A 19,210-nucleotide genomic window follows, 5' to 3' on the forward strand; every position below is an offset into this window, starting at 1 on the left:
AGGGCCTGTGCCCGGCACGCCGAGAGCACGCACCTGACGCCGCAGGGCCCGCCCTCCGGGCGGACGACGGGAATTTGACGACAGGACCTAGGCCTGTCCGGTGGATCATGCCGCAGACGCGGGGCCTGGAGCGCGGTACATCGTCGTGCACGTGGAGAGGGCCCGGCGCCTGTGACAGGTGCCGGGCCCTCTCCACGTGTTGCGCGGGGACCGCCGCACCCCCGTTACCGGGGGGCGGGACGACGGCGGTCCCCGCGAGGGACGCGGGCCGGGTCAGGGCCGGGCTTGCGCGTCCGTGGCGTCCATGGAGGTCCGGGAGCCGCTCCGGAGGTCCTTGGCGCCGTTTTGGTGTCGGCCGGGGCGGGGAGCCGCTCCCGCCCTGCCGACACCCACTAATGTGCCGGACCCGTGTTAAGCGGGTGCTGCGCGGACGTGACGCGCTCGTACCACTTCCGCGAAGTTCCCTGCCGAAAGGCAGGAAGATCCCCCTCAGGAGGGGAACTTCGGGAAATATCCTCCTGCCACCTGCGGAAATCGCCCCGACCGGCGCCTTCTTGCCCGCGGGGCGCCCGTGCGCTCCTACTGCTTGGCGCCGCCCTTGGCGAGGAAGGACAGCAGGTCCTGGCGGCTGACGACACCGGTGGGCTTGCCCTCGACGAGCACGATCGCCGCGTCGGCGCTGCCGAGCACGGACATCAGGTCGCCGACCGGTTCGCCGGAGCCGACCTGCGGCAGCGGCGCCGACATGTGCTTCTCCAGCGGGTCCTGCAACGAGGCGCGCTGGGTGAACAGGGCGTCGAGCAGCTCCCGTTCGACGACCGACCCGACGACCTCGGCGGCCATCACGTCCGGGTGACCGGCGCCCGGCTTGACGATCGGCATCTGCGAGACGCCGTACTCGCGCAGCACCTCGATGGCCTCGCCGACCGTCTCGTCCGGGTGCATGTGGACGAGGGAGGGGATGGTGCCGCCCGCCTTGTCGTTCAGGACGTCAGCGACGCGCGCGCTCGGGCCGGAGTCCTCCAGGAACCCGTAGTCGGCCATCCACTCGTCGTTGAAGATCTTGCTGAGGTAACCGCGCCCGCTGTCGGGGAGCAGCACGACCACGACGTCGTCGGGTCCCAGCCGCTCGGCCACCCGCAGCGCGGCGACCACGGCCATCCCGCAGGAGCCGCCGACGAGCAGCCCCTCCTCCTTCGCGAGCCGCCGCGTCATCTGGAAGGAGTCCTTGTCGGACACGGCCACGATCTCGTCCGCGACCGTCCGGTCGTAGGCCGTCGGCCAGAAGTCCTCACCGACACCCTCGACGAGGTACGGCCGCCCGGACCCGCCGGAGTACACGGACCCCTCCGGGTCGGCGCCGACGACCTTGACCTTGCCGTCGCTCGCGTCCTTCAGATAGCGCCCGGTCCCGGAGATCGTGCCGCCGGTGCCGACGCCCGCCACGAAATGGGTGATCCGCCCCTCCGTCTGCTCCCACAGCTCGGGGCCGGTGGAGTGATAGTGCGAGAGGGGGTTGTTCGGGTTGGAGTACTGGTCGGGCTTCCAGGCGCCGGGCGTCTCACGGACCAGCCGGTCGGAGACGTTGTAGTACGAGTCCGGGTGCTCCGGGTCGACGGCCGTGGGGCAGACGACGACCTCGGCGCCGTACGCCCGCAGCACGTTGATCTTGTCGGTGCTCACCTTGTCGGGGCAGACGAAGATGCACTTGTAGCCCTTCTGCTGGGCCACGATGGCCAGCCCGACCCCGGTGTTTCCGCTGGTCGGCTCGACGATCGTGCCGCCGGGCTTGAGGGCCCCGCTCTCCTCCGCGGCCTCGATCATGCGCAGGGCGATGCGGTCCTTCACGGACCCGCCGGGGTTGAAGTACTCGACCTTCGCCAGGACGGTCGCCTGGATGCCCCCGGTCACGTTGTTGAGCCTCACCAGCGGGGTGTTGCCGACGAGACTGATCATCGAGTCGTGGAATTGCACCGTTGTCTCCGGAGCTGCGTTTTAACAGGAATGGTCCCGTCAGCCTAAGGCCCTGGGTGACGGTTCACTCGCCGTTGAGATTGGCCGACCTGCTCCACGGGGCAAGCAGTGGTTGTACGGCTACGAGGAGGTGGCGGCGACGTATGTCGAGCTTGTCGAGGGCGAGGGTGGCACGGCGGATCGCGGCGGGCGCGGCGTACGGCGGCGGCGGGATCGGGCTGGTCGGTGCCGCGGCGGTCGGGGTGGTGCTGGCCGAGGTGCAGCTGGCGAAGCGCCATGTGGGCAACGGGCACGCGCACGCGCCCCGCGCCGACGGTCTCTACGGGTACGCGTACGCCGTGCAGGACGGGCCGCCGCTGCGGCTGACCATGCTGGGTGACTCGACCGCGGCCGGGCAGGGCGTGCACCGGGCCCGCCAGACGCCCGGCGCGCTGCTGGCGTCCGGGCTCGCCGCGGTCGCCGAACGCCCCGTCGAGATGCGCAACGTCGCGCTGCCCGGCGCCCAGTCCGACGACCTCGACCGGCAGGTCGCGGTCGCCCTCGCGGACACCTCGCGGGTACCGGACATCTGCGTGATCATGATCGGCGCCAACGATGTCACCCACCGGATGCCGCCGACACGGTCGGTCCGCCATCTGTCGGCCGCGGTGCGACGGCTGCGTACGGCGGGGGCGGAGGTCGTCGTCGGGACCTGCCCCGACCTGGGCACGGTCGAGCAGGTCCAGCAGCCGCTGCGCTGGCTGGCCCGCCGCGCCTCGCGCCAGCTCGCCGCCGCGCAGACGATCGGCGCGGTCGAGCAGGGCGGCCGTACCGTCTCGCTGGGCGACCTGCTGGGCCCCGAGTTCGAGGCGAATCCGCGCGAGCTGTTCGGCCCCGACAACTACCACCCCTCGGCGGAGGGGTACGCGACGGCGGCGATGGCCGTCCTGCCCACCGTCTGTGCGGCGCTGGGCCTCTGGCCGGCCGAGGAGGAACGCCCGGACGTCTCCCGTCGCGAGGGCTTCCTGCCGGTCGCGCGGGCCGCGGCGGAGGCGGCGTCCGAGCCGGGCACGGAGGTCACGGCCGCCATGCCCACGGGGCCGCGGGGCCCGTGGGCCCTCCTCAAGCGCCGCCGGCGCCGGCGCGTCCCCGCCACGGACCCGGCTCCCGCGCCGACGCCGTCCGCGTGAGACACCGGGCGCGTGAGACACCGGACGCTTGAGACACCGTCCGCGTGAGACACCGTCCGCGTGAGACACCGGACGCTTGAGACACCGGACGCTTGAGACACCGGACGCTTGAGACACCGTCCGCGTGAGACACCGTCCGCGTGAGACACCGGACGCTTGAGACACCGGGTGCCGCCGAGGGGGTGTCCTGCCGCCGCGGGCGCGTCGGGGCCGGCCGCGCGGTTCCCCGCGCCCCCAGGACGGGGCGTCACCCCGGCTCCCGGCCCGCCCGGCTTTCTTCGGACGCCGGCCGGTGGGGGCTTGGCGCGCAGTTCCCCGCGCCCCTGGGCCGGGGCCGCACCCCGGATCCCCGCGCCCCTGAATGCCTCCAGCGACCGAGGCGAGGAAAGCAAGCGCTTAGAAATGCGGTCCTAGTCACACCGCCGGAGCGGTGACCCGCGCGGTACGGGCGGGTAACTTCCCAAGCAGCCCTGCCCGTCCACCCCATAGCGCCCATGGAGCCGTGATGCCCGAAGCCGTGATCGTCTCGACCGCCCGTTCCCCCATCGGCCGCGCTTTCAAGGGCTCCCTCAAGGACCTCCGCCCGGACGACCTCACCGCCACGATCATTCAGGCCGCTCTCGCCAAGGTCCCGGAGCTGGACCCCAAGGACATCGACGACCTGATGCTCGGCTGCGGCCTCCCCGGCGGCGAGCAGGGCAACAATCTCGGCCGCATCGTCGCCGTGCAGATGGGCATGGACCACCTCCCGGGCTGCACCATCACCCGTTACTGTTCCTCGTCCCTCCAGACGAGCCGCATGGCCCTGCACGCCATCAAGGCCGGCGAGGGCGACGTCTTCATCTCGGCCGGCGTCGAGATGGTCTCCCGCTTCACCAAGGGCAACTCCGACTCCCTCCCCGACACGCGCAACCCCTTCTTCGCGGAGGCCGAGGCCCGCACCGAGGCCGTGGCCCAGTCCGAGGGCTCGACCTGGCACGACCCGCGCGAGGACGGCCTCGTCCCGGACGCCTACATCGCGATGGGCCAGACCGCCGAGAACCTCGCCCGCATCAAGGGCGTCACCCGCCAGGACATGGACGAGTTCGGCGTCCGCTCCCAGAACCTCGCCGAGGAAGCCATCAAGAAAGGCTTCTGGGAGCGCGAGATCACCCCGGTCACCACCCCCGACGGCACGGTCGTCAGCAAGGACGACGGCCCGCGCGCGGGCGTGACGCTGGAGGGCGTGCAGGGCCTCAAGCCCGTCTTCCGCCCCGACGGCATGGTCACGGCCGCCAACTGCTGCCCCCTCAACGACGGCGCCGCCGCCCTCGTGATCATGTCCGACACGAAGGCCCGCGAGCTCGGCCTCACCCCGCTCGCCCGCATCGTGTCGACCGGCGTCACCGGTCTCTCCCCCGAGATCATGGGCCTCGGCCCGGTGGAGGCCAGCAAGCAGGCCCTCCAGCGCGCCGGCCTGACCGTCGACGACATCGACCTCTTCGAGATCAACGAGGCCTTCGCCGCCCAGGTGATCCCCTCCTACCGCGACCTGAACATCCCGCTGGAGAAGCTGAACGTGAACGGTGGCGCCATCGCCGTCGGCCACCCCTTCGGCATGACCGGCGCCCGCATCACCGGCACGCTCATCAACTCCCTCCAGTTCCACGACAAGCAGTTCGGCCTGGAGACGATGTGCGTGGGCGGCGGCCAGGGCATGGCGATGGTCATCGAGCGCCTCAGCTAGTTCCGTACGGGTGACCACCGCTGAGCCCAGCGTGACCGAATCGGCCCAGAGCCCGGTAACCACCGGGACTCTGGGCCGATTTGTGATCCAATCCCCCCCAAGATGTGACCTATCTCCCCCCGGAGAGGGATTTACGCAGGTCAGAGCCGCTGCGCGACTAAACCTGAGGGCCAAAGTCCTGTCCTATTCGTGACGTTACGCACTGACAGCAGGATGGTCCGCCCTTCAAGCTGATGTAGGAAGTCGGGGGGTCGACTTTGAACCGGGAGTACGTCAGTGAGCGCCATGCCGATTGCTTTGCTGCTCACCACCGCCGCGACCGCGGCCGTGGGCGTCGCCGTTCTGCGCACCCTGCAGGGTCTGCGCCGGCAGATCGCGGCCCTGCACGACGAGCTGGCCGAGAGCCGCGCCACGACCGTCACGCACGGCCTCGTACCGGCGGCGCGCTCGGCCGCGGACACGGACGAGATACGCGCTGCCGTCGCCGAGGCACTCGCCGAGGAGCGGGAGCGGGAGCTCGCCGAGGCACGGGCGTTCTGGGCCGCCCAGGAGGCACGTGACGCCTCGGACGCGCCCTCGCTGCTCGGTCTGCCCGACAGCGAACTGTTCATGCCCCGCGAGTCGGACTTCGTGAGCCTGGAGCCCCTGGAGCCCGTCACCGAGGCGGGCCTCGACGCCGACGAGTACGCGGGTGACTCGCCCGAACTGGCCGCGGCCCGCCGCCGTCACCCCTCGCACCCGGACTTCGTCCCGGTCCAGTCACCCGTCGTGAACGACCATGAGCGCACGGTGTCCTGCCTGGAGGAGCTCGCCGAGTCCCGCACGGAGCTGGCGGACGTCCGCCCCGGCCCGCTCGGCACCCTCGACGTCTACGTCTTCGCCGACGGTACGACCCTGTGCATGACCCCCGGCCACCGCGAAACCGCGGAACGGCTGGCCGCGGCCCTGCGCGCCGGTGAAACCCCGGTCCTCCTCGGCGGCTCCGGCGTCTCCGGCGCCTACGCCCTGACCTTCGCCTGCGGCGAGGAGAACATCTACATCCTGGCGGACAGGGTCATAGCGTCCCTGTAGGTCCCTGTAGGTCCCTGTGGGCAGGTCCCCGCAGGTCGCTGTAAGTCCCTGTCCGGCGTCACACCCCGGCTCTCTTCTGCGCCTCCTCCACCAGCACCACCGCCTCCGCCAGCTCTCTCTCGTCCCTCAGGACGACCGCCAGATCATGCGCCGCGACGGTGATTTGATCGGCGACGGCGAACATCCCCGCGTCCGGCATCTCGAAAGGCTCCGCCGCGGGGTCCTCCACACGCTGCGCCCACCGCGCCAACTCCCTGGCCAGCCCCAGCGCCTCCGCGGCGGCCCCCCGTTGCAGGCGGCTCTGCGGCGCGGCCCGCAACCGGTCGGCGAAGTGGTCCACGGCTCGGGTCAGCGGCGTCGTATCAAGCACGCCGCGAGACTACGCGCCGCGACGGGACTGTTGCCAACAACCGAACCCTCAGGCACCGTGGCGTGAAGGACCGGCTTACACCCCATTGCGTCCGGAGGCGCCGATGTCCCAAGTGTTCTCCCAGGAGACCCACCGCAATCTGCTCGCCCGCATTCCCCACTGCACCGGTCGTGAAGTCGCCGACTGGCTGCGCACCGTCGACGAAGGCCCCGCCCTCTTCCGCTTCGAGGAGAAGGTCAGTTGGCTCCGCGCCGAGCACAACCTCGCGTACGGCCACGCCAAGGCGATCATTCATGAGTACGACTTGAGGAGGGCCGCGCGCAAACTGCTCTGAGCGCGCACCACCAGGACCAGGCATCCCCATGGCAAAGGGCCCGCGAACCGATGGTTCGCGGGCCCTTCAGGCCGGTCACCGGCCCGTTCGGCCGGTGGGCTCGGCTAGTCGTCGCCGCTGAAGATGGCGACCAGCCGCAGCATCTCGATGTAGATCCACACGAGGGTCATGGTCAGGCCGAACGCGGCCAGCCAGGCCTCCTCCTTCGGCGCGCCGTACGCGATGCCGTCCTCGATCTGCTTGAAGTCGAGGGTCAGGAAGAACGCGCCGATCAGGATGGCCAGGATGCCGACGATCGCGCCCAGCGGGCCCATGCTGCGCAGTCCACCGTCGCCCGCAACGCCGAAGACGACGAGCAGCAGGTTGACCGCCATGACGACCACGAAGGCGATCGCGATGGTCATACCGATGCGTGCGTACCGCGCGGTCACACGGACCCAGCCCGCCTTGTAGACGAGGAGGGTCGCTCCGGACACCGCCATGGTGCCGAGCACGGCCTGGAAGGGCGCGCCGCTCCACCGGCTGTTGTACATCTCGCTGACGACCCCGAGGAAGACGCCCTCGAAGGCGGCGTAACCGAGGATCAGCGCGGGCGAGGCCGTGCGCTTGAAGGACTGCACCATCGCGAGGACGAACGCGACGAGCGCGGCGCCGATGGCCAGCCCGTAGCTGGTGCTGGACACCGGAAGCAGCGCCCAGGCGAGGATCGCGCCCACGGTGACGGTGCCGAGCGTCATGGCCGAGCGCATGACGACGTCGTCCATCGTCATCCGGCCGGTGGAGACCGGGGCCTGCGGCGGTGCGCCGTGCTGCAGGTCCTGCTGGGCGTAAGGGTTCTGCGCGTAGGGGTTCTGCGCGTAGGGGTTGCCGCCCTGCGCGTACGGATTGGCCTGCGTGCCGACAGCGGGTCCCCCGGCCTGCGGCGCCGCGTTGAATCCCGCGTAGCCGTTGTCGCGGCTGAACCCCCGTCGCGAGAAGACCGGGTTGCTGCTCCTCATTTCACTCCTCCATGGCCACCGTGCGCGGCCTTGGCTCAAGGGTAATGGGTAGGCAAAGGATCGACCCTACTGCTTGGGGAGGATCTTTCCCTCACGCTGCCAAGGTACGCGTGTGTTTCCCGGCCCGCGCGCACTGGTACCAAGCCGTGACAGGGCCCTTACGCCCTGCTTGACGGGGTGTCGGGACTTCCGCGGCGATCAGTCCAGAGGAAACCCGGTGTAACCCTCCGCCAGGTCCGCCTCGGCCGCCCGCGACGTGGCGATCCGGCGCAGCCTGGCCAGCTGGACGCGGTCCTCGAAGGGGGTCGCGTCCGGGGCGCGGTGCAGCAGGGTGGTCATGTCGTACGAGAACCGCTCGGCCTGCCAGACGCGGCGCAGACAGGTCTCGGAGTACGCGTCGAGACGTTCCGCCGATCCGGTCTCCTCCAGGTGGACCAACGCGCGGGCGAACGTCACCACGTCACCGACGGCGAGGTTGAGTCCCTTGGCACCGGTCGGCGGAACGATGTGGGCGGCGTCCCCGGCGAGGAAGAGCCGCCCGTGCCGCATGGGCTCGTGGACGTAACTGCGCATCGGGGTGACGGACTTGGAGGTGATGGCCCCGCGCTCCAGACTCCACCCGTCGGCGGTCTCGAGGCGCCGCTCCAGCTCGTCCCAGATCTCCTCGTCCGCCCACGAACCGGCGTCCGTGCCCTCGGGCACCTGGAGGTAGAGCCGGGAGACGGCGGGCGAGCGCATGCTGAGCAGGGCGAAGCCGCGGTCGTGGCGGGCGTAGACCAGTTCGTCGTGGGAGGGCGGCACGTCGGCGAGGATCCCGAGCCAGCCGAAGGGGTACGTCCGTTCGAAGACACGGGAGTGCTCGACGGGCACCGCCTGCCGGGCCACCCCCCAGAACCCGTCGCAGCCGACGACGTAATCGCACTCCAGTACGTCCTCGCGCCGCTCGCGCCGGAAGCGGACCCGCGGCCGCTCACTCTCCGCCCCCTCCACCGCCAGCGCCTCGGCCTCGAAGAGCAGCGGGCCGCCCTCCTCGATCTGGAGCGCGATGAGGTCCTTGCAGACCTCCGTCTGGGCGTACACCATCACGGAGCTGCCGCCGGTCAGGGCGGGGAAGTCGACCCGGTGCCGCTCCCGCGCGAACCGCAGCTCGATCCCGTCGTGCCGCAGCCCCTCCCGGTCCATCCGCCCGCCGGCCCCGGCGGCCCGCAGCACGTCCACCGTCCCCTGCTCCAGGATCCCGGCGCGCTGCCGCTGCTCGACGTACGCCCGGTCGCGGCTCTCCAGCACTACGGAGTCGATCCCCGCGTTGTGCAGCAACCGCGCCAGCAGCAGGCCGGCCGGCCCGGCTCCGATGATTCCGACGGTGGTACGCATCCGGCACGCCCCTTCGCGTTCCGCTCAGCCCGCAGTGCGGCCTGTTCGCCCAGTGCTTGCTCGTCCAGTGCTTGTTCGCCTGGCGCGTTGTTCGTCTGGTGAAAATTACTTCACCATTTACTGACGGGAGTTTGCGACGGCACGCGCTTGCTGTCAACGGTTCACGATGAAGTCGCCGAAGACGCCCCTGAGGGACGCAAAAGGACAGAAGGGTCGGAGGTGCCCGGAACCGGACTTGAACCGGTACGCCCGCGAGGGGCAGCGAGGTTTAAGCTCGCCGTGTCTGCATTCCACCATCCGGGCAGGCCATGGGCTCCGCATCGAGGTTCCGAGCCTATCGGGACGCATCCCTCGAACAACGGACGAGCGAACCGATGTTGTCTTATTTTATTGACGTCTGAGGGTGCATCAGCCCCCGGTACGGGCCATCCGCACTTGCCAATAGCCTTTCGGGCGGCACGGACCCGCGTATACGGAATGACGGAATTTCACCGTCCGAACGGACGCACTCACAGGAGTCGTACCCGGCCGGCGCTCAGGAAGCACTCAGGGAGCGCTCAGGGCGCGCCCTCATCCCCAGGTATGACAAGACCGTCCGCGGTCCGACCCGAGGCTGCCCCCTGAACCGGAACAGCGGCTGACTCCAAGGCGCAAAACGGCCGCGAGGATGGGACACGTCCCCGAAAACGCCGTCGTCCCGACAGGAGCACCCTCCCGTGACCAGCACGCCCCTCGCCGACCGGGCCACCACCGTGGCCGCCCGCGCCACGGAACTGTCGAAGGTCTACGGACAGGGCGAGACCCAGGTGGTCGCCCTCGACCGGGTCTCCGTCGACTTCCGGCAGGCCGAGTTCACCGCCATCATGGGCCCCTCGGGGTCCGGCAAGTCCACGCTGATGCACTGCGTGGCGGGCCTCGACACCTTCTCCTCCGGCTCCGTGCGCATCGGGGAGACCGAGCTCGGCTCCCTCAAGGACAAGCAGCTCACCAAGCTCCGCCGGGACAAGATCGGCTTCATCTTCCAGGCGTTCAACCTGCTGCCGACGCTGACGGCCCTGGAGAACATCACCCTCCCGATGGACATCGCGGGCCGCAAGCCCGACCGCGAGTGGCTGGACAAGGTCATCACGATGATCGGTCTCTCCGACCGCCTCAGCCACCGGCCCTCCCAGCTCTCCGGCGGCCAGCAGCAGCGCGTCGCCGTCGCCCGCGCGCTCGCCTCCCGGCCCGACATCATCTTCGGCGACGAACCGACCGGAAACCTCGACTCGCGCTCGGGTGCGGAGGTGTTGGGCTTCCTGCGCAACTCGGTACGGGAGTTGGGACAGACCGTGGTGATGGTGACCCACGACCCGGTCGCGGCGGCGTACGCGGACCGGGTGGTCTTCCTCGCGGACGGACGGATCGTGGACGAGGTGTACGGGCCGACGGCGGACTCCGTCCTGGACCGCATGAAGCAGTTCGACGCCAAGGGCCGCACCAGCTGACCGAGGGCAACTCGCCCCCGCCGCCCCTACCCGTCCCATCCTCGACCCGGGGGCTCCGCCCCCAGACCCCCGATCGGCCTGAACGGCCTCGTCCTCAAACGCCGGACGGGCTGAAAGATGCGCGCAGCGCGCCCATAAGGGGCGCGGCGAACCGCGCGCCCAGCCCTCACCGGTCCGCAGACAGGGCCACACACTTCACCTGCCGACCGCCTCACCCTCCTGGACTGAGAAACCCCATGTTCCGAACCGCCTTGCGCAACGTGCTCGCGCACAAGGCCAGGCTCCTGATGACCGTGCTCGCCGTAATGCTCGGCGTGGCGTTCGTATCGGGCACCCTGGTCTTCACCAACACCATCTCCGACGCCTACCAGAAGAGCTCCGCCAAGGGCTTCGACCAGGTCGACGTCGCCATCCAGCCCAAGACCCAGGACGACAAGGGCGACAAGGTCGGCAAGGAGCAGAAGCTCACGCAGGCACTGCTCGAGAAGGCCTCCGAGGCCCCCGGCGCCGGAACCACCGTGGGCGTCGTGACCGGCTTCACCGCGATAGCCGACAAGGACGGCAAACTCGTCGGCAGCGGCTTCCAGTCGCAGGGCGGCAACTACTGGGGCAGCAAGGACGCCCGCTACCCGCTGACCAGCGGCCACGCGCCGAAGGGCAAGAACGAGGTCGCGATCGACTCGGAGACCGCCAGGCGCGCGGGCTACAAGGTCGGCGACACCGTACGGCTCTCCGTCGACGGCCCCGTCCTCAAGCCCACCGTCGCCGGAGTCTTCACCACCGACGACGGCAACGTCGCGGCCGGCGGCAGCCTCGCCCTCTTCGACACGGCGACCGCGCAGCAGCTCTTCCACCGCGTCGGCGAGTACGACGAGATCGACGTGAAGGCCGCGTCCGGCACCAGCCAGACCGCCCTGCGCGCCGCCCTCGACCAGGTCATCCCCAAGGGCGTCGCCTCCACCACCACCGGCAAGCAACTCGCCGACGACCAGGCGAGCGCGATCGCCTCCGCGATGAGCGGCATGAAGACGGGCCTGCTGGTCTTCGCGGGCATCGCGCTGTTCGTCGGTACGTTCATCATCGCCAACACCTTCACCATGCTGGTCGCCCAGCGCACCAAGGAACTGGCGCTGCTGCGCGCCGTCGGCGCGTCCCGCCGCCAGGTCACCCGCTCCGTGCTCGTCGAGGCCTTCGTCGTCGGCGCGGTCGCCGCGGTGGCGGGTCTGCTCGCGGGTATCGGCATCGGCGCGGGCATGCGCTCGCTGATGGGCTCGCTCGGCGCCACCGTCCCGGACGGCCCGCTGGTGATCTCGCCCGGCACGATCGCCACGGCCCTGCTCGTCGGCATCCTCATCACCATGCTGGCCGCCTGGCTGCCCGGCCGTCGCGCCGCGAAGATCCCGCCGGTCGCCGCGATGACCAGCGTGCACGCGCAGGCGTCGACGAAGTCCCTGGTCGTACGGAACACGATCGGCGCCCTGTTCGCCGCGGCCGGCATCGCCGTCGTCCTGTACGCGACGACCATGAGCGGCTCGGACGGCCAGGCCCCGATGGGTCTCGGCGCGGTCGTTCTCATCATCGGCGTCTTCGTGCTGACCCCGCTGCTCTCCCGCCCCCTGATCGCGGCCGCGGCCCCGGTGCTCCGGGCCTTCGGGGTCTCCGGCAAGCTGGCCCGCCAGAACTCGGTGCGCAACCCGCGTCGTACGGCCGCCACCGCCTCCGCCCTGATGATCGGCCTCACCCTGATCACCGGTATGACGGTGATGGCGGGCAGCCTGCAGAAGTCGATCGACAAGATGGCCAGCTCCGCGATCAAGGCGGACTACGTCGTGTCGATGGCGAACCACGTCCCCCTCTCCCCGGAGGTCGCGAAGACCCTCGCCGGCCTCGACGGTGTCACCGACACCAGCCCCCTGCGCACCTCCCCTTCGCGCATCGACGGCACGTCCGAGATGCTGGCGGGCGTCAACGGCGAGTCCATCGCCAAGCTCACCGACCTCACGCTCGACGAGGGCGCCTTCAAGGTCGGCGGCACGCAGGTCGTCGTGGACGACGACACCGCCAAGTCGCACGGATGGAAGGCCGGTTCGGACCTCGCGGTCTCCTACGAGGACGGCAAGAAGCAGCGCCTCACCATCGCCGGGATCTACCAGGGCAACATGATGATCAACGGCATCATGGTCGACAACGCGACGCTCTCCCCGCACCTGACGGACGTCGCCGACATGCAGGTCATGCTGAAGACGGCCGGCGGCACGTCCGACGCGACGAAGAACAAGCTGGAGAAGGCCCTCGGCGACAACCCGGCCATCCAGGTCCAGGACAAGAAGGACATCTCCAACAACATCGCGCAGATGTTCACCCTGCTCCTGAACATGCTCTACGGCCTGCTCGCCATGGCGGTCGTCGTCGCCGTCCTCGGTGTCATCAACACCCTGGCCATGTCGGTCTTCGAGCGCTCCCAGGAGATCGGGATGCTCCGCGCGATCGGCCTCGACCGCAAGGGCATCAAGCGGATGGTCCGCCTGGAGTCCCTGGTCATCTCGCTCTTCGGCGGCGTGCTCGGCATCGGCCTGGGCGTGTTCTTCGGCTGGGCGGCCGGCGAGCTCGTCGGCAGCAAGATGTCGACGTACGAGCTGGTGCTGCCCTGGGACCGGATGGCTCTCTTCCTGCTCCTCGCGGGGACGGTCGGCGTGCTGGCCGCGCTGTGGCCGGCCCGCCGGGCGTCCCGCCTGAACATGCTGTCGGCGATCAAGTCGGAGTAGCGGCGCGGGACCGGTCACGAACGCCGGGGCCCCGTTCCGGATCGGAACGGGGCCCCGGCCGTTGCACGGGCGGACTGCGTCAGCGGCCGATGCCGACCGGCGATGTTCAGTGGGCGGGGTTCCAGGTTCTGGCCCGCAGGGGCATTCCGGAGGCGCCGGAGGGCTCGGGGGTCCTGACCGCCAGTACCTGGTTGACGCCGATGCGGTTGCGCTCGAAGGCGACCGCGGAAGCCGCCATGTAGAGACGCCAGACACGGGCGCGGCCCGGACTGGTGAGCGCCACGGCCCGCGCCCACTGCGCCTCCAGGTTGCCGACCCAGCGGCGGAGTGTGAGGGCGTAGTGCTCGCGGATCGACTCGACGTCGCGGACCTCGAACCCGGCGCGTTCCAGCTGGGTGACGGTCGTGCCGATGGGCGCGAGCTCGCCGTCCGGGAAGACGTACGCGTCGATGAACTCGTCGACGTCGTACGCCGATTCGTCCCGCCGGGGCGGCCGTGCGATCTGGTGGTTGAGCAACCGCCCGCCCGGCTCGAGGAGGCGGTACAGCACCTCGGCGTACTCCAGGTAGCGCTCGGCGCCCACGTGTTCGGCCATGCCGATGGAGGAGATCGCGTCGTACGGCCCGTCGGCGACGTCCCGGTAGTCCTGCACCCGGATCTCCACCCGGTCGGTCAGTCCCTCGTCCGCGACGCGCTTACGGGCGTACGCGGCCTGCTCGTGCGAGAGCGTGACCCCGACGACGCTCACGCCGTGCTCGCGGGCGGCGTGGATCGCCATGGAGCCCCAGCCGCAGCCGACGTCGAGGAGCCGCTGCCCCGGCCTCAGACCGAGCTTCTGCGAGATGAGTTCCAGCTTGTCGCGCTGGGCGTCCTCGAGGATGCCGCCGTCCTCCCAGTAGGCGCACGAGTAGACCATCGAGGGCCCGAGGACGAGCTCGTAGAAGTCGTTGCCCACGTCGTAGTGGTGGCTGATGGCGCGCTGGTCGCTGCGCTTGGTGTGGAGGTGGCCGCGGCGCCTGCGCACCTCTTCCTGGGGCGGGCTGGGCGGCAACGGGAGGCCGCCCATCTTCACCAGTCCGCGGACGGCGGCCCGTACCTCCGGATCGCGCAGGGCCTCCGCGACGCCTCGCGCGTCCTCGCCCCGGTCCCAGACGAGCCCCGACAGCAGGTCGAGCGCGGTGTAGAGGTCGCCCTCCACTCCCAGGTCCCCCGCGACCCAGGCCCGGGCGAGCCCCACCTCACCCGGTTTCCACAGCAGCCGGCGCAGGGCGCGCCGATTTCGTACGACAACGGCGGGTGCGCCGGGAGGGCCCGCCTCCGAGCCGTCCCAGGCGCGGATGCGGATCGGGAGCGGGGCCCCCACCAACTGTTCGACAAGGCTCTTCAGCCGCAGCGCGGCGTCCTGCATGGCGTACACCTCCGAGACAACACTCCCGAACGCTCCAACACCACGTAAACACCAACTGGCCTCGTGCGCAGTCCCCCTTCCGCGTTACAGCTGAGCAAAATACTTGTATTCACCATGTTCTTTCGGGCGGGTGGACGGGCGCGCGCTCCGGAACGCCGGACGCCCCGAGGCTTCCAGGGGCGCGGGGAACTGCTCGACCAGCCCCTGCCGGTCCGCAGCCGAACAACGCCGAAGGGACCTCCCGCACCACGGATGGCGGGAGGTCCCTCAGGGACGAGCAGGTGACCGGAGGTCAGGAGGCCTTGGCCTTCTCCTCGGTCTTGGCGGCGACGGCCGGAGCCGCGGCGGCCGCGGCCGGCGCCGGCTTCGCAGCCTCGTAGAACTCCTCACGAGGAGTCTCGATCGCACCGAGCGAGACGACCTCACGCTTGAGGAACATCGCGAGCGTCCAGTCGGCGAAGACCCGGATCTTACGGTTCCACGTCGGCATCGCCAGCCCGTGGTAGCCGCGGTGCATGTACCACGCCAGACGACCCTTGAGCTTGATCTTCATCTTGCCCATGACGATCATCGCGACGCCCTTGTGCAGGCCGAGACCCGCGACAGCGCCCTTGTTGGAGTGCGAGTACTCCTTCTGCGGGAAGCCCCGCATACCGGAGACCACGTTGTCGCCGAGGACCTTCGCCTGACGGAGCGCGTGCTGCGCGTTCGGCGGGCACCAGGCGTTCTCGACCCCGGCCTTGCGCGCGGCGACGTCCGGCACCTGGGCGTTGTCGCCGGCGGCCCAGATGTAGTCCGTGCCCTGCACCTGGAGGGTGGTCTGGGTGTCCACGTGACCACGCGGGCCGAGCGGCAGGCCGAAGCGGGAGAGGACGGGGTTCGGCTTGACGCCGGCCGTCCACACGATGGTGTTGGAGTCGACCTCGAGGCCGTTCTTCAGCACGACGTGGCCGTCGACGCAGGAGTCCATGGAGGTGGAGAGGTAGATCTCCACGCCACGGCTCTCCAGGTGCTCCTTGCCGTACTGGCCGAGCTTGGGGCCCACCTCGGGAAGGATCTTGTCCGCGGCGTCGACGAGGATGAAGCGCATGTCCTCGCGGGACACGTTGGTGTAGTACTTCGACGCGTCACGGGCCATGTCCTCGACCTCGCCGATGGTCTCCGCACCCGCGAAGCCACCGCCCACGAAGACGAAGGTGAGCGCCTTGCGGCGGATGTCCTCGTCGGTGGTCGAGTCAGCCTTGTCGAGCTGCTCGAGGACGTGGTTGCGCAGGCCGATGGACTCCTCGATGCCCTTCATACCGATGCCCTGTTCGGCGAGGCCGGGGATCGGGAAGGTGCGGGAGACCGCGCCCATCGCGATGACGAGGTAGTCGAAAGGCAGCTCGTACGCCTCGCCCACGAGGGGGGCGATCGTGGCGACCTTGCGGTCCTGGTCGATGGTGGTGACCCGGCCGGTGAGGACCTCCGCCTTGGGCAGGACGCGTCGCAACGGGACGACGACATGCCGAGGGGAGATGCTGCCGGCGGCGGCTTCGGGGAGGAAGGGCTGGTAGGTCATGTACGACCGGGGGTCGACGACCGTGACGGTCGCCTCGCCGTAGCGCATCTTCTTGAGAATGCGCCGAGCTGCGTACAGGCCTACGTACCCACCGCCTACTACGAGGATCCTGGGACGCTCCGTGGTGCTCATGCCATCGAGTATCCACCCGCCCCTGGGGGGTCGCTCGTGCGCCCCTTCACAAGCTTGGGTGGGGCCTCTGCTACACTGCGCCGCCCACGTGACCCAGGTCATGGCGGCGAGGGGGAACCACCGTGTAGTGGCGACCGTTGTCAACACCGCGTGAGCTGCCGCTCCGGGTATCCGAACCGGTCGAACCGCCCTTCCGCTTCACCCGCCGGAAACACTCCCGGAACGCTCCGTTGAGCACCCTCCCGAGCCTGGTGAGCCCCCCGAGAGCACCCAAGCGGGCTCATCGTCCCCCCGCAGGGCCGAATTCCTTGTGAAGAACTTCACGAACTTTTCCGGCGGCGTGTCGCCGAGAGGGTCCGAATGGCCCCCGGGCGCGCTCATACGTTATCCGACCTGCTCAAGGGAGGCTACCAGCGGGTAGCAAAGACTCCCTCACTTCAATGCCGTACTCGGAAACGGCACCCCTCGGCCCCGCGGTCAGCCCCTCACGCGATGGACCACGCGATCCCGTCCAGGATGTCGTGCTCGCTCACCACGACCTCCGCCGCACCGATCCGCTCCATGATCGCGAGCAGGACGAGGGCGCCGGCGGCGATGACGTCGACGCGCCCCGGGTGCATGGAAGGGATCGCGGCGCGCTCGGCGTGAGTGGAGGCCAGTAGCCGCTCGGTGATCTCGCGGACCTTCTCGTACGGGAACCGGGAGTGGTGGATGGCGGCCGAATCGTAGGCGGGGAGGTCCAGCGCGATGGCCGCGACCGTGGTGACCGAACCCGCGAGGCCGACCAGCGTGTGGGCCTCGTGCAACGGGACCGTCCGCTCGGCGAGGTCGAGGGCCGCCTCGATGTCGGCGCGGACGGCCTCGGTCTCGGCGGGGGTCGGCGGGTCGCTGACGCCCCCGTCGTGCACGAGGTGCCGCTCGGTCATCCGTACGCACCCGATGTCCACGGAGCGGGCGGCGCGCACGTGGTCGTCGCCCACGACCAGTTCGGTGGACCCGCCGCCGATGTCCACGACCAGGTAGGGCTTGGCGAGGTCGTCCCGGCCCGTCAGTTCCTTGGTCGCGCCGATGAAGGAGAACTCGGCCTCCTCGTCACCGGTGATGACCTCGGGCTCGACGCCCAGGATGTCCAGCACGCCGCGCACGAACTCGTCCCGGTTCTCCGCGTCGCGGGAGGCGGAGGTCGCCACGAAGCGCAGTCGCTCCGCGCCGTGCTCCTTGATGACCGCCGCGTACTCGCGACAGGCCGCGAAGGTGCGCTCCAGGGCCTCGGGGGCGAGGCGTCCGGTGCGGTCGACGCCCTGGCCGAGCCGGACGATCGTCATCCGGCGGTCCAGCTCGACGAGTTCTCCCGTCGCCGGGTTCGCGTCGGCGACGAGGAGGCGGATCGAATTCGTACCGCAGTCGATGGCGGCGACCCTGGTCATCGGTTGTTGTCTCCTGCTCGTGAATTCGGTTCGACGACGTGCGAGCGGTCCGGGGACCCGGGGCGAAGCCCCGGCCCTTCAGGGGCGGACGGAACCGCGCGCCCACCCCCCAGGGGCGCGGGGAACCGCGCGCTCAACCCCCACCCACCCGCGGACAAAGCACTCGGCGCAGGCCGGGTGTCGGGGCGAAGCCCCGCCTTGGGGGGCGTGGTGAACCACGCGCCCGACCTCCACCCACCCGCAGACAGAACACGCACCGGGAGGAGGGGGCGCTGCCCCCTCACTCTCCCTCGGACGGCGACTCCGCCGTCACCACGCACGCACCCTTGCGCCACCACTCCGGCAACATCGCGATCGCCTCGTCGCCCAGCGGATTCACCCCCGGCCCCGCGGCCAGCGAGTGCGCCACCAGCACATGCAGACACTTCACCCGGTCCGGCATCCCGCCGGCGCTCGGAAAGCCCGCGAGCACCTCGATGGCATCGCGCCGCGCGATGTAGTCCTCGTGGGCGGCCCGGTACGCGGCGGCCAGCTCGGGATCGGTCGCCAGCCGGTCCGTCATCTCCTTCATGACGCCGTTGGCCTCCAGCGTGCCGATCGCGGAGGCCGCGCGCGGGCACGTCAGGTAGTACGTCGTCGGGAACGGCGTACCGTCCGGCAGCCGGGGCGCCGTTTCCACCACGTCCGGCTGACCGCAGGGACAGCGGTGCGCGATCGCCCGCAGCCCGCGCGGCGGCCGGCCGAGCTGTTGCTTGAAGGCCTCGACGTCCGCGTCGGTCGGCTCGGTGCGCGGGGTGGGCGGCGGGGGCGTTTCCATGCCTGTGCTCAAGTCTCTTTCTTCTTCGATTCACCGGTTCACCGGTTCACCGGTCGTCAGGTCACCGGTCGTCAGGTCACCGGCCATCAGCTCACCGGTCGGAGTGGTCCGACTTGTCGACGCCGTCCCACACGTTGGCGTACCAGGGGCGGGCTGCCACCCTCAGATCCGTACGCGACTGCTTCGCCGCGTCCGGGTCGATCACGATGTATCCGGTCTCGCCCGGCATCACATAGTGCAGCCGTTCCCGGATCTGCTGCTTCGCGTACGCGTCGTCCTGCCAGCGCGCCTTGAGGTCGCGCAGTTGTTCGACTCGGGCGCGGGCCTGCTCCTGTTGCCGCTCCATATCGGCGATCTCGGCGCGCTGGGACACGTACTGCCTTATCGGGTACGCGAGGGCCACGATCAGAGAACAGAGTACGAGAGCCAGCAGCGCGGCGCGGCCGGTCAGGCGCGAGCGGCGGGCCTGGCGCTTGGTCTGCGAGCGGTAGACCCGGGCCGCCGTCTGCTCGCCGAGCAGCTTCAGCCTGGTCGCGGTGGAGAACCGGTCCCGGTCCTTCACGGCCATGTCCCGCCTCCCGTTCACACGCGCGTACG

General features: G+C 70.1%; 15 protein-coding genes and 1 tRNA gene. 6 read left to right on the forward strand and 10 right to left on the reverse strand.

Annotation, left to right across the window (positions count from 1 at the left end; all coding sequences use genetic code 11):
* Window positions 1–579: 579 nt before the first annotated feature.
* Complete coding sequence (locus ABZ656_RS13970; protein WP_101404775.1) at window positions 580–1,974, reverse strand: cystathionine beta-synthase; 1,395 nt, start codon at window positions 1,972–1,974, stop codon at window positions 580–582.
* Window positions 1,975–2,117: 143 nt separating this feature from the next.
* Between ABZ656_RS13970 and ABZ656_RS13975 the strand changes: the two genes are divergently transcribed.
* From ABZ656_RS13975 to ABZ656_RS13985, 3 genes are all read left to right on the forward strand, one after another.
* On the forward strand, window positions 2,118–3,143 hold the full coding sequence (locus tag ABZ656_RS13975) for an SGNH/GDSL hydrolase family protein (RefSeq protein ID WP_180362483.1): 1,026 nt from the start codon (window positions 2,118–2,120) through the stop codon (window positions 3,141–3,143).
* Window positions 3,144–3,648: 505 nt separating this feature from the next.
* Window positions 3,649–4,869, forward strand: coding sequence for an acetyl-CoA C-acetyltransferase (locus tag ABZ656_RS13980; RefSeq protein ID WP_360267720.1), 1,221 nt, complete (start codon window positions 3,649–3,651; stop codon window positions 4,867–4,869).
* A 285-nt stretch (window positions 4,870–5,154) separates the two neighbouring features.
* Window positions 5,155–5,940, forward strand: a complete 786-nt coding sequence (locus ABZ656_RS13985; RefSeq protein ID WP_101404772.1) for a hypothetical protein — start codon at window positions 5,155–5,157, stop codon at window positions 5,938–5,940.
* Between the two features lie 58 nt (window positions 5,941–5,998).
* Here ABZ656_RS13985 and ABZ656_RS13990 read toward each other — a convergent pair whose 3' ends face one another.
* Entirely contained in the window at window positions 5,999–6,310 is a 312-nt protein-coding gene (locus ABZ656_RS13990; RefSeq protein ID WP_168492345.1) for a hypothetical protein, read from the reverse strand.
* Between the two features lie 103 nt (window positions 6,311–6,413).
* Between ABZ656_RS13990 and ABZ656_RS13995 the strand changes: the two genes are divergently transcribed.
* Window positions 6,414–6,644, forward strand: a complete 231-nt coding sequence (locus ABZ656_RS13995; protein ID WP_101404771.1) for a DUF4287 domain-containing protein — start codon at window positions 6,414–6,416, stop codon at window positions 6,642–6,644.
* 104 nt (window positions 6,645–6,748) lie between these two features.
* On the opposite strand, the gene ABZ656_RS14000 is transcribed toward ABZ656_RS13995, so the two are convergent.
* The 3 genes from ABZ656_RS14000 to ABZ656_RS14010 form a co-directional block, all read right to left on the reverse strand.
* Window positions 6,749–7,642: a Bax inhibitor-1/YccA family protein gene (locus ABZ656_RS14000; RefSeq protein ID WP_101404770.1), complete on the reverse strand. Its 894-nt coding sequence runs from the start codon at window positions 7,640–7,642 to the stop codon at window positions 6,749–6,751.
* A 198-nt stretch (window positions 7,643–7,840) separates the two neighbouring features.
* Window positions 7,841–9,016: a 4-hydroxybenzoate 3-monooxygenase gene (locus ABZ656_RS14005; protein ID WP_101404769.1), complete on the reverse strand. Its 1,176-nt coding sequence runs from the start codon at window positions 9,014–9,016 to the stop codon at window positions 7,841–7,843.
* Between the two features lie 220 nt (window positions 9,017–9,236).
* Window positions 9,237–9,319: transfer RNA gene (locus ABZ656_RS14010), tRNA-Leu, on the reverse strand.
* 413 nt (window positions 9,320–9,732) lie between these two features.
* Here ABZ656_RS14010 and ABZ656_RS14015 point away from each other — a divergent pair.
* Both ABZ656_RS14015 and ABZ656_RS14020 read left to right on the forward strand, forming a co-directional pair.
* Window positions 9,733–10,503, forward strand: coding sequence for an ABC transporter ATP-binding protein (locus ABZ656_RS14015; protein WP_054237271.1), 771 nt, complete (start codon window positions 9,733–9,735; stop codon window positions 10,501–10,503).
* Window positions 10,504–10,739: 236 nt separating this feature from the next.
* Window positions 10,740–13,268, forward strand: coding sequence for an ABC transporter permease (locus ABZ656_RS14020; protein WP_101404640.1), 2,529 nt, complete (start codon window positions 10,740–10,742; stop codon window positions 13,266–13,268).
* A gap of 106 nt (window positions 13,269–13,374) precedes the next feature.
* On the opposite strand, the gene ABZ656_RS14025 is transcribed toward ABZ656_RS14020, so the two are convergent.
* The 5 genes from ABZ656_RS14025 to ABZ656_RS14045 form a co-directional block, all read right to left on the reverse strand.
* The gene (locus ABZ656_RS14025) at window positions 13,375–14,676 is read right to left on the reverse strand and encodes a cyclopropane-fatty-acyl-phospholipid synthase family protein (protein ID WP_101404639.1); all 1,302 of its coding nucleotides are present in this window, start codon (window positions 14,674–14,676) and stop codon (window positions 13,375–13,377) included.
* Between the two features lie 292 nt (window positions 14,677–14,968).
* Window positions 14,969–16,369, reverse strand: a complete 1,401-nt coding sequence (locus tag ABZ656_RS14030; RefSeq protein WP_101404638.1) for an NAD(P)/FAD-dependent oxidoreductase — start codon at window positions 16,367–16,369, stop codon at window positions 14,969–14,971.
* Between the two features lie 485 nt (window positions 16,370–16,854).
* Entirely contained in the window at window positions 16,855–17,796 is a 942-nt protein-coding gene (locus ABZ656_RS14035; protein ID WP_101404637.1) for a Ppx/GppA phosphatase family protein, read from the reverse strand.
* A 280-nt stretch (window positions 17,797–18,076) separates the two neighbouring features.
* Window positions 18,077–18,613, reverse strand: coding sequence for a DUF501 domain-containing protein (locus ABZ656_RS14040; protein ID WP_101404636.1), 537 nt, complete (start codon window positions 18,611–18,613; stop codon window positions 18,077–18,079).
* Between the two features lie 91 nt (window positions 18,614–18,704).
* A complete protein-coding gene (locus tag ABZ656_RS14045) occupies window positions 18,705–19,181 on the reverse strand; it encodes a septum formation initiator family protein (RefSeq protein ID WP_101404635.1) in 477 nt (158 codons plus the stop codon).
* Window positions 19,182–19,210: the final 29 nt, after the last annotated feature.

This window comes from Streptomyces sp. NPDC007095 (assembly GCF_040634475.1).
GTDB lineage: Bacteria > Actinomycetota > Actinomycetes > Streptomycetales > Streptomycetaceae > Streptomyces.